15 protein-coding genes are annotated in these 14,764 nt (G+C 61.6%); 8 read left to right on the top strand and 7 right to left on the bottom strand.

The window, feature by feature from the left end; genetic code table 11:
* Window positions 1-21: 21 nt before the first annotated feature.
* Window positions 22-567, bottom strand: coding sequence for a CDP-2,3-bis-(O-geranylgeranyl)-sn-glycerol synthase (locus ACFQL3_RS03015; protein ID WP_377051254.1), 546 nt, complete (start codon window positions 565-567; stop codon window positions 22-24).
* Window positions 568-656: 89 nt separating this feature from the next.
* Here ACFQL3_RS03015 and ACFQL3_RS03010 point away from each other — a divergent pair, with 89 nt between their 5' ends.
* Window positions 657-1,493 carry a proline dehydrogenase family protein gene (locus tag ACFQL3_RS03010; protein WP_377051252.1) on the top strand — a complete coding sequence of 279 codons (837 nt, stop codon included), beginning with the start codon at window positions 657-659 and terminating at the stop codon, window positions 1,491-1,493.
* A 67-nt stretch (window positions 1,494-1,560) separates the two neighbouring features.
* The gene (locus tag ACFQL3_RS03005; RefSeq protein WP_377051250.1) at window positions 1,561-2,307 is read left to right on the top strand and encodes a DUF502 domain-containing protein; all 747 of its coding nucleotides are present in this window, start codon (window positions 1,561-1,563) and stop codon (window positions 2,305-2,307) included.
* Window positions 2,308-2,311: 4 nt separating this feature from the next.
* On the opposite strand, the gene ACFQL3_RS03000 is transcribed toward ACFQL3_RS03005, so the two are convergent.
* Window positions 2,312-3,241, bottom strand: coding sequence for a branched-chain amino acid transaminase (locus ACFQL3_RS03000; protein WP_377051248.1), 930 nt, complete (start codon window positions 3,239-3,241; stop codon window positions 2,312-2,314).
* Window positions 3,242-3,352: 111 nt separating this feature from the next.
* Between ACFQL3_RS03000 and ACFQL3_RS02995 the strand changes: the two genes are divergently transcribed.
* The 5 genes from ACFQL3_RS02995 (at window position 3,353) to ACFQL3_RS02975 (ending at window position 8,985) form a co-directional block, all read left to right on the top strand.
* Window positions 3,353-4,669 carry a serpin family protein gene (locus tag ACFQL3_RS02995; RefSeq protein WP_377051246.1) on the top strand — a complete coding sequence of 439 codons (1,317 nt, stop codon included), beginning with the start codon at window positions 3,353-3,355 and terminating at the stop codon, window positions 4,667-4,669.
* Between the two features lie 84 nt (window positions 4,670-4,753).
* On the top strand, window positions 4,754-5,281 hold the full coding sequence (gene pyrE / locus ACFQL3_RS02990; protein WP_377051244.1) for an orotate phosphoribosyltransferase: 528 nt from the start codon (window positions 4,754-4,756) through the stop codon (window positions 5,279-5,281).
* 4 nt (window positions 5,282-5,285) lie between these two features.
* Window positions 5,286-6,443, top strand: coding sequence for an MFS transporter (locus ACFQL3_RS02985; protein WP_377051242.1), 1,158 nt, complete (start codon window positions 5,286-5,288; stop codon window positions 6,441-6,443).
* 288 nt (window positions 6,444-6,731) lie between these two features.
* Window positions 6,732-7,799: a zinc-dependent alcohol dehydrogenase family protein gene (locus ACFQL3_RS02980; protein ID WP_377056998.1), complete on the top strand. Its 1,068-nt coding sequence runs from the start codon at window positions 6,732-6,734 to the stop codon at window positions 7,797-7,799.
* A 205-nt stretch (window positions 7,800-8,004) separates the two neighbouring features.
* On the top strand, window positions 8,005-8,985 hold the full coding sequence (locus ACFQL3_RS02975; RefSeq protein ID WP_377051240.1) for a transcriptional regulator: 981 nt from the start codon (window positions 8,005-8,007) through the stop codon (window positions 8,983-8,985).
* Window positions 8,986-9,020: 35 nt separating this feature from the next.
* Here ACFQL3_RS02975 and ACFQL3_RS02970 read toward each other — a convergent pair whose 3' ends face one another.
* From ACFQL3_RS02970 to pheA, 5 genes are all read right to left on the bottom strand, one after another.
* Window positions 9,021-10,361 (bottom strand): RNA-guided endonuclease TnpB family protein, encoded by a 1,341-nt coding sequence (locus ACFQL3_RS02970; RefSeq protein ID WP_377051238.1) that lies wholly within the window; start codon window positions 10,359-10,361, stop codon window positions 9,021-9,023.
* 357 nt (window positions 10,362-10,718) lie between these two features.
* The gene (locus ACFQL3_RS02965; protein WP_377051236.1) at window positions 10,719-10,964 is read right to left on the bottom strand and encodes a glutathione S-transferase N-terminal domain-containing protein; all 246 of its coding nucleotides are present in this window, start codon (window positions 10,962-10,964) and stop codon (window positions 10,719-10,721) included.
* Window positions 10,965-11,031: 67 nt separating this feature from the next.
* Window positions 11,032-12,459, bottom strand: a complete 1,428-nt coding sequence (locus ACFQL3_RS02960; protein ID WP_377051234.1) for an NCS2 family permease — start codon at window positions 12,457-12,459, stop codon at window positions 11,032-11,034.
* 255 nt (window positions 12,460-12,714) lie between these two features.
* Complete coding sequence (locus ACFQL3_RS02955; RefSeq protein ID WP_377051232.1) at window positions 12,715-13,128, bottom strand: Hsp20/alpha crystallin family protein; 414 nt, start codon at window positions 13,126-13,128, stop codon at window positions 12,715-12,717.
* Window positions 13,129-13,219: 91 nt separating this feature from the next.
* Complete coding sequence (gene pheA / locus ACFQL3_RS02950; protein WP_377051230.1) at window positions 13,220-14,023, bottom strand: prephenate dehydratase; 804 nt, start codon at window positions 14,021-14,023, stop codon at window positions 13,220-13,222.
* Between the two features lie 183 nt (window positions 14,024-14,206).
* Between pheA and ACFQL3_RS02945 the strand changes: the two genes are divergently transcribed.
* The gene (locus ACFQL3_RS02945) at window positions 14,207-14,644 is read left to right on the top strand and encodes a halocyanin domain-containing protein (RefSeq protein WP_377051228.1); all 438 of its coding nucleotides are present in this window, start codon (window positions 14,207-14,209) and stop codon (window positions 14,642-14,644) included.
* The last annotated feature ends 120 nt before the right edge of the window (window positions 14,645-14,764 follow it).

Here is a 14,764-nt window from a genome sequence, read left to right as displayed (position 1 = left end):
TAGCCGGATGAAACCGAACCTCTACCACGGTTCGTCCTTGAGGCCGAGTTTGAACGCGGCGGCGTTGGTCCCCAGATGCAGGACCGGCGTCAGGACCAGGATAGCGACGATGACCGGCACGGTGAACCACTCGACGAACCAGTCGGTTGCGACGAGCGCGGTCAGCACGAGCGAGACCGCAACGAAGTCCAACTGGTCGATGCCGGGGAACGCCGCGCCGCGCTCCCGGCCAGTCCGCCGTTTCAGGAAGGAGGCAAGGATGTCACCGAGCATTGCACCGGCCGCCAGCGCGAGTAGCGCAGCGATCGGAAACTCGGGGAGGGAAACGCCGATGGCCCCGCTCACGTCGCTCACGATGGCGTTCAACACGAGTCCCAGTCCGACGCCGGCGAGAATACCGCCCGCGGTCCCTCGCCAGGTCTTGCCGTCGCCCAGCAGACGCTTGCCGCCCCACGTCCGACCGCCGTCGATCGGGGGGCCACCGCCGGTCAGTACGGCCGCATTGTTCGGCACGTACGCTGGCAACATCAACCAGAAAGCGAGGACGACGATATCGAGTACGTTCATATTCGGACCTGTCCGCGGATCTGTATAAACGGCCACGGTTCCGACTCGTCGGGGAACAGTATACAAACCTCCAATGACAATCATCTGGTATGCTCCCGCCTATCGCATCCAACTTCGTTGCCGGTGAAACGCCCGCGGAAGCTCTCGTTCACGCCCGTGAATGTAACGACCGCGGCGTCGGCGTCATTCTCAATCTGCTTGGCGAACACTACGATGATCCTGCGGCGGCCGCCGCGGATCGGGACGCATATCGCCAACTCATCGGCGACATCGCGGACGAAGAACTGCGTGCATGTGTCTCGATCAAACCCTCCCAGATCGGCCTGGACATCGGTGCCGAGACGTTTCGGTCGAACCTTACGGATATCGTCGAACACGCCGACGAGCAGGGTGTCTTCGTTTGGGTCGACATGGAGGATCACACGACGACCGACGACACCATCGATACCTTCGAGCCTCTGGCACGGGAGTACGGCTCGGTCGGCCTCTGTCTGCAGGCGAATCTGAAACGGACCCGAGAGGACCTGGAGCGACTGATCGACGTCCCCGGAAAACTCCGGCTGGTGAAGGGGGCGTACGACGAACCGGACGAGCTATCTTACAGCCGAAAGGAGCGCGTCAACGAGGAGTACCGCGAACTGCTCCGATACGCGTTCGAGCACCGCGACTCCGGCGTCGCCGTCGGCAGCCACGACCCTGCAATGATCGAGCACGCGAAAGAACTCCACGACCGCCACGGGACCGGATTCGAGGTGCAGATGCTGATGGGCGTGCGCGAGTCGGCCCAGTTCGAGTTGGCCGACGACTGCGAGGTGTGGCAGTACGCGCCCTACGGCGACAAGTGGATCTCTTACTTCTATCGGCGCGTCATGGAGCGCAAGGAGAACGTACTATTCGCTGTGCGGGCGGTCTTGAGCCGATCTTGAGCAGTTTCCCCCGACGAGGGCAGTAAGGATAACAGCGCTGATTAGGATGGATCCCAAACGGTGGATAATGACAACGTGGAAACGGGACTTCGGGAGCGGCCTCGTCGTTCTCGTCCCGATCATCGTTACGCTCTGGGTGATCATCTGGCTCGCCGGATTTATCGCTGATCTCCCGTTCGTCGCCGCAATTGACGCCGAACTCCTCGCGATGTTAGGACTCGGCCGACTACCGACAGACGTGGTCCGCGTCGTCGTGACGATTCTCGTGTTCATCGTGTTGGTTTTCGCAGTCGGCTATCTCATGCGGACCGCACTCGGCGGGTTCGCCGAGAACACGCTTGACGACCTGGTGAACCGCCTGCCGGGGCTACGGGTCGTCTACAACGCCTCCAAAATGGCCGCCGAAACCGCACTTGGCGGCACCGAGGCCCTCCAGACGCCGGTCAAAGTCGAGCCCTGGGAAGACATGCGACTGACTGCGTTCAAGACCGGCAAGCAGACGCCCGACGGCCATGAGATCCTGTTCATGCCGACCGCACCGAACATCACTACCGGGTTCGTCGTCGAGGTCAAACCCGAAGACATCGAAGAAGTGGACGAACGTGTCGAGGAAGCGCTGACCCGCTTGCTGAGCGCTGGCTTCGGTGACTCCAACGGCAACGGTCCCGGCTCTTCGCGACTCGGGGGTATCCCTATCGACGTTCAGGAAGCGTCCGAAAGCGAGTACGGACGGCTCGATCCGCGGCGGGCAACCGAAAGCGAACAAGAGAGCGAAGACGCCGCCGGCGACGTCCCGATAGAGTCCGACGAGTAGTCGACTAGACGTAGGTGAACCAGTCGTCGTACTTCTCCGGGGGCGATTCGAGCATGTCGAAGAACGTCTGCTGGATCTCCTCGGTCACCGGGCCGCGCGTCCCGGAACCGATTTCGACGTTATCGACCTGTTTGATCGGCGTGACCTCCGCGGCCGTGCCGGTAAAGAACAGTTCGTCGGCAGTGTTCAGTTCGCCGCGGCTGATCGTCGCCTGATCGTGGACGGTGTAGCCCAGATCCCGGGCGACCTCGATGACGCTCTGGCGCGTGATGCCGTCGAGGATCGACTGGGAGAGCGCCGGCGTGAACAGTTCGCCGTCGCGCACAAGGAAGATGTTCTCGCCGGGGCCTTCCGCGACGTATCCCTCCTTGTCGAGCACGATGGCTTCGGTGTAGCCGTTCCGGCGCGCTTCCTCGCCCGCCAGCATGCTGTTGACGTACAGCCCGGTCGTCTTTGCGTTGGTCGGGATCTGGCTAGAGGAGTGTTTCCGCCAGGAGGAGACCATCACTTCGACGCCTTTCTCCAGGGCGTCCTCGCCGAGATAGGTGCCCCACGGCCAGCACGCGATTGCGGTCCGGGTCGGGCAGTCCGTCGGACTCACGCCGAGGCTGTTGTAGCCGTAGAAAGCGATCGGCCGGACGTAACAGGATTCGAGCTCCTGCCGTCGGATCAGTTCCATCGTCGCCTCGGTTAGCTCCTCGCGGTCGTGACCGATCTCTAGCTCGTAGGGCTCACCGGACTGGTAGAACCGGTCCAGGTGGGCGTCCCAGCGGAACAGCGCCGGGCCGTTCTCGGTGTCGTAACACCGGACGCCCTCGAAGATGCCGGTCCCGTAGTGGAGCCCGTGTGTGAGGACGTGGATCTGGGCGTCCTCCCAGTCCACGAACTCGCCGTCCATCCAGATGGTGTCGACGTCCATCTCGTCAAATCCCATATGAACTCAATTGAAGCCCGTGTTTAAAACGATTTACAAGGCCGAATCGTGACGACAGCGACTCTTTGAGTTTGCAGAAGTTCTTTTGTATCAGTCGTCGATGATCTTACCATGGCACAGGACAGTCTCACATCGACCCGTGGCCGACGGGAAGTGCTGGCAATTGCCGGCGCAGTGCAAGGTGCGTTGCTGGCTGGCTGTCTCGCCGATGATCCGGCAACGGACGGCGAGGAGCCACAGACCGGGAACGGCGACGGCGACGGCCCGACCGGCGACCTGGAGCAACTCCTCGAGGGCAACGACGAGTTCGCGCTCGACGTCCTGGCGGAGTTGGTCGGGGAGCGCCCGGACGAGAACCTGTTTTACTCGCCGTACAGCATCCGCGCCGCGCTGGCGATGACCTGGGCGGGGGCACGCGGCGAGACGGAGACGGCGATGGCCGACGCGCTCGCCTTCGCACTCGATGGAGAGGAACAACACGCCGCATTCGGCGATATGTCGGCCGAACTCGACGCCCGCTCCGAAGCGGCCGAAGACAACGACGGCGATCCGTTCACGCTTCGCGCGGTCAACGACGTCTGGGGGCGCGAGGAGTACCCCTATCGTGAGGAGTACCTCGCAACCCTCGAAGAGCACTACGACGCGGACCTGCGAACGGTTCCCTTCGAGTCCGACCCCGGGGCGGCCCGCGAAGAGATTAACGGCTACATCGCCGATCAGACCGAAGGCCGTATTGAAAACCTGCTGCCGAAAGGAGCTATCTCGGCCACGACAGTCATGGTGCTAACCAATGCCATCTACTTCTACGCGAGTTGGCTCCACCAGTTCTCCGAGGAGTCGACCCAACCCGCCGACTTTACCGCCCTCAATGGCTCGACCGGCGAGGTACCGATGATGTCGCAGGGACGGCGGTTCCCCTACGCGGAGGTCGAGGGGCACCAGATCATCGACCTTCCCTACGTCGGTGAGGAAGTGAGCATGACGGTGATACTCCCCGCCGAGGGCGAGTTCGAGGCTTTCGAGGAAGGGTTCGACGAGGAGACACTCGGCGGCCTGCTCGACGAACTCGACCCGAAAGAGGGGACCATCGAACTGCCCCGCTTCGAGTACGAGTCCTCGTTCGCGCTGCAAGAGGTTCTCTCCACCCTCGGGATGGAGGTCGCCTTCGACCTCGGTCGCGCGGACTTCAGCGGTATCGTCGAGGGCGGCGGAATCGCCATCGACGACGTCTGGCACGATGCGTTCGTCTCGGTCGACGAGGAGGGGACGGAGGCCGCCGCGGCGACTGCGGTGGGGATGAACGAATCGGCACCGCAAGACCCGTTCGAGATGACCGTCGACCGGCCGTTCCTCTTCTGTATCCGGGATCGGCCGACCGAGACGCTCCTGTTCGTCGGACGGGTCGTCGACGCCGCCGCGGCGCAGTGAGGGCGGCGGGATTTTGGGCGCGTGACGGCCATGACGCTACGACGTTTCACGGCGCTTATACCGCCCCCGTGACGAGTGAGTAGTATGGTAAACGACGAACTCATTACGGCGCTCCGGGACGCCGATGCGGTCCAGTACGGCGAGTTCGAGCTCTCCCACGGCGGGACGAGCGAGTACTACGTCGACAAGTACCTCTTCGAGACCGACCCGCACTGTCTGGAACTGATCGGCGAAGCCTTCGCCGAGCGTGTCGGCGACGAGACACTCGCGGGCGTCGCGCTCGGTGCCGTCCCGCTGGTCGCGGTGACCAGCGTCGAGACGGGCCAGCCCTACGTCATCGCACGGAAACAAAAGAAGGAGTACGGCACGGCAAACCTGATCGAGGGCCGCCTCGAGGAGGGCGAGGAGGTCGTCGTCCTCGAAGACATCGCAACGACCGGCCAGAGCGCAGTCGACGCCGTCGAAGCGCTGCGCGAGGCCGGTGCGACCGTGAACCGCGCGATAGTCGTCGTCGACCGGAACGAGGGCGGACGCGAGAACCTCGCCGAGATCGACGTCGAACTCGAATCGCTCGTCACCGCCGAAGAACTGCTGGCGGACGCCGACGCGTAACCGCGTGGGCCGCAACCGCCTTTTCGCCTCGCTCTGTGGGCTCGTCTTCCTGGTCAACCTCGCGCGAATCATCTTCGCGCCGCTGTTGAACGTCTTCATCGCCGAGTTCGGCATCGGCGAGGCGACCGCTGGACTGATCGTCACGCTAGTGTGGGTCGGCAGCGCGTCGCTTCGCCTGCCGACTGGCTGGCTTCTCACGAAGGTCCCCAGACACCACCTCGTGCTCGCGTCAGGGTCGATCCTTGCAGGCTCGTCCGCCGTCGCCGCGACCGCGAGGACGGTGCCACACCTCATGCTCGGCACCTTCCTCATGGGAATCGCCTCGGGCGTCTACTTCGTCTCGGCGAACCCGCTGGTGAGCGAACTGTTCCCCGGCCGGGTCGGCCGCGCCATGGGGATCCACGGGGCAGCCAGTCAGATCGCCGCGGTGATCGCCGCCCCCTTCGTCGCGCTCACGCTCTTCGTCGACTGGCGGCTCTCGCTGTGGGCTATCGCCGTGGGAGCAGCGCTCATAACCGTCTACATCTACCTGACAGCACGCCAGACCGAACTGCCCGACGCCGGGCAGGACGACCGCGAGTTGATCGCTGGCGCGCTCTCGGAGTGGCGGCTCATCGGCACTGCACTCGCCATCGCCGGGATTACGGTGTTCATCTGGCAGGGCGTGTTCAATTTCTACGAGCTCTATATGCAGTCGAAGGGCCTTTCAGATAGTCTGTCGAGCACGATGCTCACGCTCGTCTTCGCCGCGGGGATCCCCGCATTCTTCGTCGGCGGCGACCTGGCGGACCGGCTTCCCAAGATCCCCTACCTGCTGGGCATCGTCGGGACGTTCGCCGTGAGCCTGTTCGTGCTGACGACTGTCGAGAGTCTTCCCGCGCTGATCACGGTCACTGCCGTCATCGGCTTCGTCATCCACGCGCTGTTCCCGGCGATCGATACGTACGTCCTCGGCACCCTCCCTGATGCGACTCGCGGGAGCGCCTACGCCGCGTTTAGCTCCGTCTGGATGCTCAGCCAGTCGCTGGGCTCGTACGCACTCGGCCTGTTCGTGGAGGGCGGCTACACCTACGACGGGGTGTTCGCGGCCAGTGCGCTCCTCCTCGGCGTGACGGTCGTAGTGTTGTTCGCCGTAGACCGAACGGGGCGGCTTCCCGGCTGAACGGGTCGCGCTTGGTTTTCGGCAGCAAGTTCTTCATCGGGACGTCCCGGAGAGTTGACGCTGTTTCCCTCCTCGCTCGCGACCGTTTTCGGTCGGCGCTCGCCAGAGGAGAGACGTACCGTCTCGTTTCAGCTGTTAAGCATATATTACACCCGATCGGGTAGGGATGATTATAAACTATAAAAATGACAGCGATACACTATAATGAATGTTTATTATAATTTTCAATGTTCAAAAATTCCCCCTCCAGTTATCATCACATCTGTTGCGTGGTAACATGCTATGTCGATGCAAGCAGTCGTCCTCGAAGAGTTTCAGGAGCCACTGGAAGTACAGGAGATCGAACGCCCGGATCCGGAGCCCGATGGAGTGGTAGCGAAGGTAGAGGGCTGTGGTGTCTGTCGGAGCGATTGGCACTGCTGGCAGGGGGATTGGGACTGGTTCGGCTACCGGCCTGATCCGCCACACGTCCTCGGCCACGAACCGACAGGAACCGTCGTCGACGTCGGCGAGAACGTCGAAACCGTCGACGAAGGAGACGAAATCGCGATTCCCTTCAACTTCGCCTGTGGGAAATGTTCACTTTGTCGGAACGGACGCGAGAACATCTGTGAAAATCACATCGGACTCGGCTTTATGAACGAGGCACCCGGCGCGTTTGCCGAAGAAGTTCATATCCCGAACGGCGATGTCAACGCCGTCCCGCTTCCGGACAGTATCGACGCCGAAACTGCCGCTGGCTGTGGCTGTCGGTTCATGACCTCGTTTCATGGAATGGCCCACCGAGGGGATGTCGGCAACGGTGAGGACGTCGTCATTCACCGCTGTGGAGGGGTCGGACTCTCGGCAGTACATATCGCAAACGCGCTGGGGGCAAACGTCATCGGTGTCGATCTAATGGACGATAAACTCGACCGCGCCGAAGAACTCGGGGCTGTAACAACAGTCAACGCAAGCGAGGTCGACGACCCGGCCCAGGAAGTCCACGACATCACCAATGGCGGCGCTGACGTCTCCGTCGACGCCCTGGGAATCGCGACGACCTGTCGAAACGCCGTCGATTCGCTCAAAAAGGGCGGACGCCACGTCCAGATCGGACTCACCACCAGCGAGGAGAAAGGCGAGGTGTCGCTTCCAACCGACGATATCGTCGCCAAAGAGATCGACTTCGTCGGTTCGCTCGGGCTGCAGCCATCCCGGTACTCGGAGATGCTCGATATGATCGAAACCGGGAAACTCGATCCGACCGCGCTGGTCGAAGATAAGATCGATATCCATCAGGTGCCGGACGAACTCGAAGCGATGACCGAGTTCGACACCGTCGGCATCCCGGTGTGTAACGATTTCAGTAGCTAAACCGAGCACAGGATTCCGGCTGGCATGCGCGTCGCCACAGCCGGCATCTCGATCCGTTTTTTCGCCCAGTACCACAGCATCGCGAACCGAGCTGAGCGGACCTCGCCACCACCGATGAGTTGACACGTCACCCCCCTAATCGCCCGAAGAAACGCCGATATAGACGCCACAATGCCTATATATCGTGAGTGGCTTACCTTCGAATATGTCACGGTCTGCGCTCGTCGGCAACATTACGGCGATGCTCGAAGACGCAGGCTTTGCAGTGAGTGACCGCTGTGCGACGCGCCCACGGAGTTTCGACGTCGCCGCCCGCCGCGGCGACGAACTCGTCCTCCTGAAGGTGCTGCGAAACGTCGACGCGTTCGACGCCGAGACTGGCGCGGAGATGCGCCGGATCGGCGCGTATCTGGACGCGACGCCGCTGGTTATCGGCCTGCGAACCAGAGACGAGGACCTGAAGCCGGAGGTCGTCTACTTCCGGCACGGGGTTCCCGTATTTAGCCCCGACACCGCGCTGGATCTGTTCGTCGAGGGCGTCCCGCCGCTGATCTACGCCGCACCGGGCGGTCTGTACGTCAGCATCGACGGCGACATCCTCGAAGACAAACGTCAGGAGGAAGGCTGGAGTCTCGGCCAGTTAGCCAGCGAACTGGGCGTCTCCCGCCGGACCGTCTCGAAGTACGAGGACGGGATGAACGCCAGCATCGAGGTCGCGATGCAACTCGAAGAGCTGTTTGGCTCCGGTCTGACCAGTCAGGTCGACGTGCTGGAGGGGGCCGAAGACGTCCGGGACGCCGATCCGACGCCGGACGCTCCGGATGCGGACCCCGACGACGAGGAGATAGTCACCGTCATGACCCGCGTTGGCTACGAGGTCCACCCGACCCTGCGCGCACCGTTCAAGGCCGTTAGCGAGGAAGAAGACGAGGGGGACCTACTGGATGGGACGGTGCTGACCGGGCACTCCGAGTTCACACGGACTGCGGAAAAGCGCGCACGGATCATGGGATCCGTCGGCCGCGTCGTCGGAACGCGCTCGGTCTACTTCGTCGACAGCGCGAAACCGACCTCCATCGAAGGGACCGCGCTGATCGAGCGCGAGGAGGCCGCAGAGATCGACGATCCGAAAGAGTTCCGCGATCTGATCCGCGAGCGCGCCGACTACGACGAAGAGCCAGCGTGAAGTACCCCGCGCACGGTGGCGCGGGGCGTCCGTGTTTAGTCCTGCATCGCTGACGCAACGGTCTTTAATTCCTCTCGCGCTTGACTCTGAGAGTCTTGCGCCGACGTTCCGTGTCCGTGAACACCCGAACACAAATCGTGTCCGTGAGAGTCGGGGCCTCCACCAGCCCCCGATGCCGCCCGTCTCACCTTCCACACGCGAGGAAGGGTTTCGAGAGACGGCACATTTCCAGTTTCTCGCTCTAACCACTCCTGCACAACACACACCGACGCCTTCCTATCCGCGTGATCTTGAAACTCACACCGTTTGCACTTGAACCGCTTTTTGCGGCGATTCGCCCGTTCCGTGTGCTGACATTCAGTTCTTGGGCATCGCTGACTCGTATACTCAGGGTCAACTTCATCCGAAGGAATCCCAAGCCACGCAGCCTTGTACGACACCATGTCTTGGAGTGCAGCGAACGGTAGCGAGTGCAGGCGGCGATTCATTCGCGTTCCGTAGTCGATGGACTCTCGCATGTCTTTGAGGTCTTCAAAGACGATAACCGGGTCGTTGAATTGCGATACCCATTCAACTACTTCCCGCGATACTTTGTGCAGGCAATCATGAACGTAGTCGCGTTCTTCGGTCTGTACGACCGTCTCGAATGCAGTCTGCTTGGCTTTCTGCATCCGCTTGCGCTTGGTGAAAAACTCGTGACGCTGTTCTTTCACCGACGGATACTCGAACACCACGGAGTCTTCCACCGAACCACTTCGACTCATCGCAGAGAGTGCAATACAGTCCTCGTTCACATCCACACCAACAATTGTGTCCGCGTCGTGCTTGCTGGCGACGTGATGGGTCTCGTGTGTAATGGTGACGTGAAGTCGCCACTCACCGTGTTTGTGAACGACTTCAGCGGTTCCAACCCGCCATTCATCGTCGTTGAACGCGGTTTGCAGTCTGTCGAAGTGGGCTGGGCTGCCACGGAGTTCACCTTTGACGTGCGTGCCTCTTGTGGCAGTGATACGGAAGCGAATCGTCCTGTCCCCTTCGGGGAACAGGCGGTATCCTTCGCCGTGGTTCATCACCATCGGGTACGACTCATCGATGTACGGGTAGGGACGCCCCCACCCGTCATTTTTGTTGTCGTGATATGTTTCGATTTCACCGAGTGCCTTATCAACGATGAGTTGGGTGGTGTTGTTGACGTGATCGGCGTTGTCAACCACAGTTGGTTTGATATTGCCCCATTCCCAACCAGCTTGGTCGAGGCGGTTGGTTTCGTTGCGGATGCGTCGGGCTTCGAGACACCCGGTTTGCAAGTCGTCGCCACTCCCCGTGGTAATGTCTAGTCCGAATGGCAAGGTTTGGGTGAGTTTGGACGACTGCACTGTATTTTAGTACGGTTTAGTAATTGAAAAAAGTATGGATTAGACGCGCTTCACCCCCGACCACGGTGGGTCGGGGTACTCGCGCTGCTATCTTTTATAGATCGGCCACACTGGACTCGTCTGCCGCCATTTCTGTCACCCATTGCTTCGGCGGTAGCCGCATCTCTCGAACCCGCAACACAGCTACAGGGCCGCGAGCGCGTGCCCAGCGGGCCGCGCTCGGCGGGGAAGGGCAGGTGCTGCGTCGAGACGGCCGACGGGACTGACCGGGACACCGGCGACTTAGAGGTCTCGATCTACTCCCCTGAGAACCGCACTACGTTCCGACGGGTGACCGACTGCCCACAAACCGCTCGATCAGACGTACTGCTCTTCGAGGTAGGCAACGATATCGTCGCTCTCGGGCATGCCGTGGACGTCGTTTGCCTCGTCCATCAGCACCGGCACGCCGGTCTGCCCACTGACCTCTTTCACTTCGGTTCGCTCGGAATGGCTCCGCGGTACTTCTCGCGCTTCGTACTCTAGGTCGAGTTCATCCAGTTTCGTAGTGACTTTCGCACAGAACGGACAGCCCGAAAGTTCGTACAGTATCAGATCGGACATTCATCAGTAGTTGGGGGGTGAGAAGCAAGAAAGCGTTGGTGCCGTGCGCGGCCGACGCGAACCCGATCTAGAGAATGAAGCCGCCGGTCTGGAGGACGTAGTACGCGATCAGCGCGAGCGCAAGCACCCACTGACCGAGGCGGACTTCGGCCCCCTCGCCCATCGCCGCCTTGACGATCGGATAGGAGATGATCCCCGCCGCGAGACCGTCAGCGATCGAGTATGCGAGCGGCATGACCGTGATCGTGAGCGCACCCGAGATGGCCCAGGCCGGATGCGTCCAGTCGATATCGGTAACGCCCTGGAACATGATGACGCCGACGACGACCAGCGCCAGGAACGAAGCGTAGTCAGGGATGATCGAGACAAGAGAGACGAGCGGCAGGGCAAGCAGGAAACAGGCCGCGACGACCAGTGCAGTGAACCCGGTTCGACCGCCCTCCTCGATACCCGTCGAGGATTCGATGTACGTCGTCACCGTCGAGGTGCCGACCATCGCGCCGAAGGTGGTGCCGACTGCGTCGGCCATCAGGGGTTTTTCCATCTCCGGGAGTTCGCCCTCATCGTCGAGGAAGCTACCGAACTGCGCGACGCCGATCAGCGTCCCCGCGGTGTCGAAGAAATCGACGAAAAAGAACGTCAACATCACGAACAGGAAGGTTAGCGGATCGATGTCCTGCAGGCCGCCGACGAACGCACCGGCGAGCGGGGTGATGTCGTACTGGACGCCAGTGATCAGGGTCCACATCGCAGAGAGAATGCCGTCCTGCTCGAAAGAACTGTAGAGACTGCCGTCGACGACGGTTGCCGGTTCGGTGAGGTTTGCCGCGGCGACCAGCCAGCCGGCGAGCGTCGTCGTCAGAATACCGATAACGATCGATCCAGTAACGTCACGTGCCCAGAGGACCAGCGTGAACGCGACACCAAGAACGCCGAGAATCGCGAACGGGTTCGATGCGATGTCGCCCAGTTGGACGAGCGTCGTCGGTTCGGCAACGATCACCTGCATCTCCTGCAGGCCGATAAAGAGCAAGAACACACCGATCCCGGCTCCGACCGCGTACTTGACTGGCTCCGGGAACAGGTTGATGACGAATTTACGCGCACCGACCGCAGTAAGGATGATAAACAGAATCCCTTCGACGAAGACGGCAGCGAGCGCCGTCTCCCACGGGATTTCCAGAGCTATGACGACCGTGAACGCGAAAAACGCGTTGAGGCCCATCCCCGGCGCGAGGCCGAACGGTCGGTTTGCGTAGAGTGCCATCACGAGCGTCGCCAGGGCCGACGCCAGAATGGTCGCAATCGCGATCATCTGGATCACCTGTCCCTGATCGTATCCGTCGATTACGATCGCTTCGGAGAGAATGAACGGGTTGACGACGATGATATACGACATCGCCAAAAAGGTCGTGACCCCCGCGAGCATCTCCGTTCGTAAGTCGGTGCCGTGATCCTCGAACTCGAAGAACTCCGCGATCTGGTCCACTGCCATTGGATGATTGTGCAGTCGGCGAACAGACAACTTAAATATTTTCTTCTCAGTTCCCTAGGTGTATACACGATTATGTAATACTGGCGTGAAAACGCCGGATCCAGGGCTCCAGTTCCGAAACGAACGCAAGCCGTGGTTCGATCCTGTCCGACCACCAGCGCTAACCGAGTCTCTGATCGGTCTGAACGACAAATATTCGAATGAGACCGTCCGAAGCGCGCCCGCAGCACCACTCCGCGGATCAGTTACGACAGTTTACTCGATATCGATAGAGTGGCCTTCCTCAGCCCCGAACTCCTTGGGTACCGTGACGGTCAGCACGCCGTTGGTGTGCGAGGCCGTCACCGACTCCGCGTCGACAGGTTCGGGAAACGCGATCGACCGCGAAACCGACTCCATCCGGCGCTCCTGACGGATATACTGGTCTCCTTCCTCCTCCGATTCGACCTCCCGATCAGCCTCGATGCGGAGCGTGTCGTCGGCAATCGTCAACTCGATGTCGTCGGTCTCGTAGCCCGGCAGGTCGACGGTAACGACGAACTCCTCGTCACGCTCGGCAAGGTCGACCGCCGTCGAATCGGTCTGTGGCTGGAGATCCATGCCCGTTTCAAACTCCTGTTCCATCCGCTCTAACAGCGATTCGAATTCTTCGAACGGGTTTCCTCGCATAGTTGATCAGGGCGATCTGCCCGTTTGTAGCTACGGTATCGGGGCCTATAACCTCCGACCCCTCACAGAGAACAGAGTCGAGAACCGTGGCTTAGACGACGTGGGAGGTGTCGTAAGAGCCAAGCCGTCGGATCCAGCCGTTTTCGGCGAGTCCGTCGATGTCGGCCAGCGCCTGCTGGGTACGGTCCTCGTACAGCCCTGCTGCGATATCGACGTGGAAGACGTAGTCGCCGAGGCGTTCGCCGCTGGGGCGGGATTCGACGCGGGTAAGGTTGATATCGCGGTCGGCGAAGGGTTCCAGCAGGTCGAGTAGCAGTCCGGGATAGTCGTCGTTCGGGTAGACGATGAACGTGGACTTCCCGCCCGCTCGCGAGCGGTCTTCGGTCGGGGCGATCACGAAAAAGCGGGTCGCGTTCGAGTTGCGGTCCTGGATATCTTCGGCCAGCACTTCGAGGCCGTCGCCCCCGTTATCGGGGTGGCCAATTCCCGCGACAGTCGGATCTTCGCGGGCGACCTGAACGCCGCGGGCCGTGCTGGCGACCGCTTCGAGGTCGGCGTCGGGATAGTGCTCGCTGAGATACTCCCGACACTGTGCCAGCGCCTGCGAGTGGCTGGCTACAGTCTCGAACTCCTCGTCCTGAGCCAGTAGCGCGTGTCGGATCGGCGTCACGACCTCCTCGACGATAGCGAGTTCGTAATCGGCGAGCGCGTCGAGGCTCTCGGTGACGCTTCCCTCGATGCTGTTCTCGATCGGTACGACGCCGCGGTCGTACTGGCCGTCGGCGACCGCCTCAACGATGGCGGTGACGGACTCGCGGAACTCGACTGTGGCCGCGACCGACCGCGCGGCGCGATGCGAGTAGGTCCCTTCGGGACCGAGGGTAACTGCTTTCATCGACTGCTCATACTCCGAGGGCGACTAAAAGACCGTCGCCGTCGGAGTAGACGGGTTGTCGACGGACGGATCTCAGTGTGCTTATGAGAGGCGAGTACTGAGTCTGGACGTGATGTCTCTCCCTACGACCGACGGTCGTCGTGTCGCGAGCGAGTGCTCCCTCCCGTCCGAGGTGGTCGCCTGATGCCGACTCGACGTTGCGTTCTCGGCGCCGTGGCCGGTGCGGCGGCGGTCAGCCTCGCCGGTTGTACGGGCGGCGGCGACTACGAGGACGGGGACGCCGACCCCGGCGTATGGCTCTCGGACGTCGACGAGTTCGACGGGGTCGAAGAGTACACAGGTACCGACGAGGTCACGGTGGCCGTCGGCGCCGGGGACGGACTCGCCTTCGATCCCACTGCGATTCGGGTCGACGCCGGAACGACGGTCGTCTGGGAGTGGACGGGCAACGGCGGTAGCCACAACGTCGTCCACGCCGGGAGCGATGGCCTCTTCGAGAGCGATCTGGTCAACCGAACCGGTCACACTTTCGAGTACACGTTCGACGAGCCGGGAACCTACAACTTCCTCTGTACACCACACCAGGCGTCGGGCATGAAAGGATCGGTCGTGGTGGAGTGATCGGGCGGGACCATCCAATACTGTACCGGAGGTGTTTTGTAGCGAGGAAAGAGAGACTCCGGTAGGCGGCACGGTCAGGCAGCTACCTTTCGGCACGCGTGGTTTCCACGGTGTCATGGC

Source organism: Natronoarchaeum sp. GCM10025321 (assembly GCF_042663585.1).
Taxonomy (GTDB): domain Archaea; phylum Halobacteriota; class Halobacteria; order Halobacteriales; family Natronoarchaeaceae; genus Natranaeroarchaeum.
The sequence above is the reverse complement of the archived record's forward strand: the minus strand, read 5'-3'. Positions and strand labels throughout refer to the sequence as shown.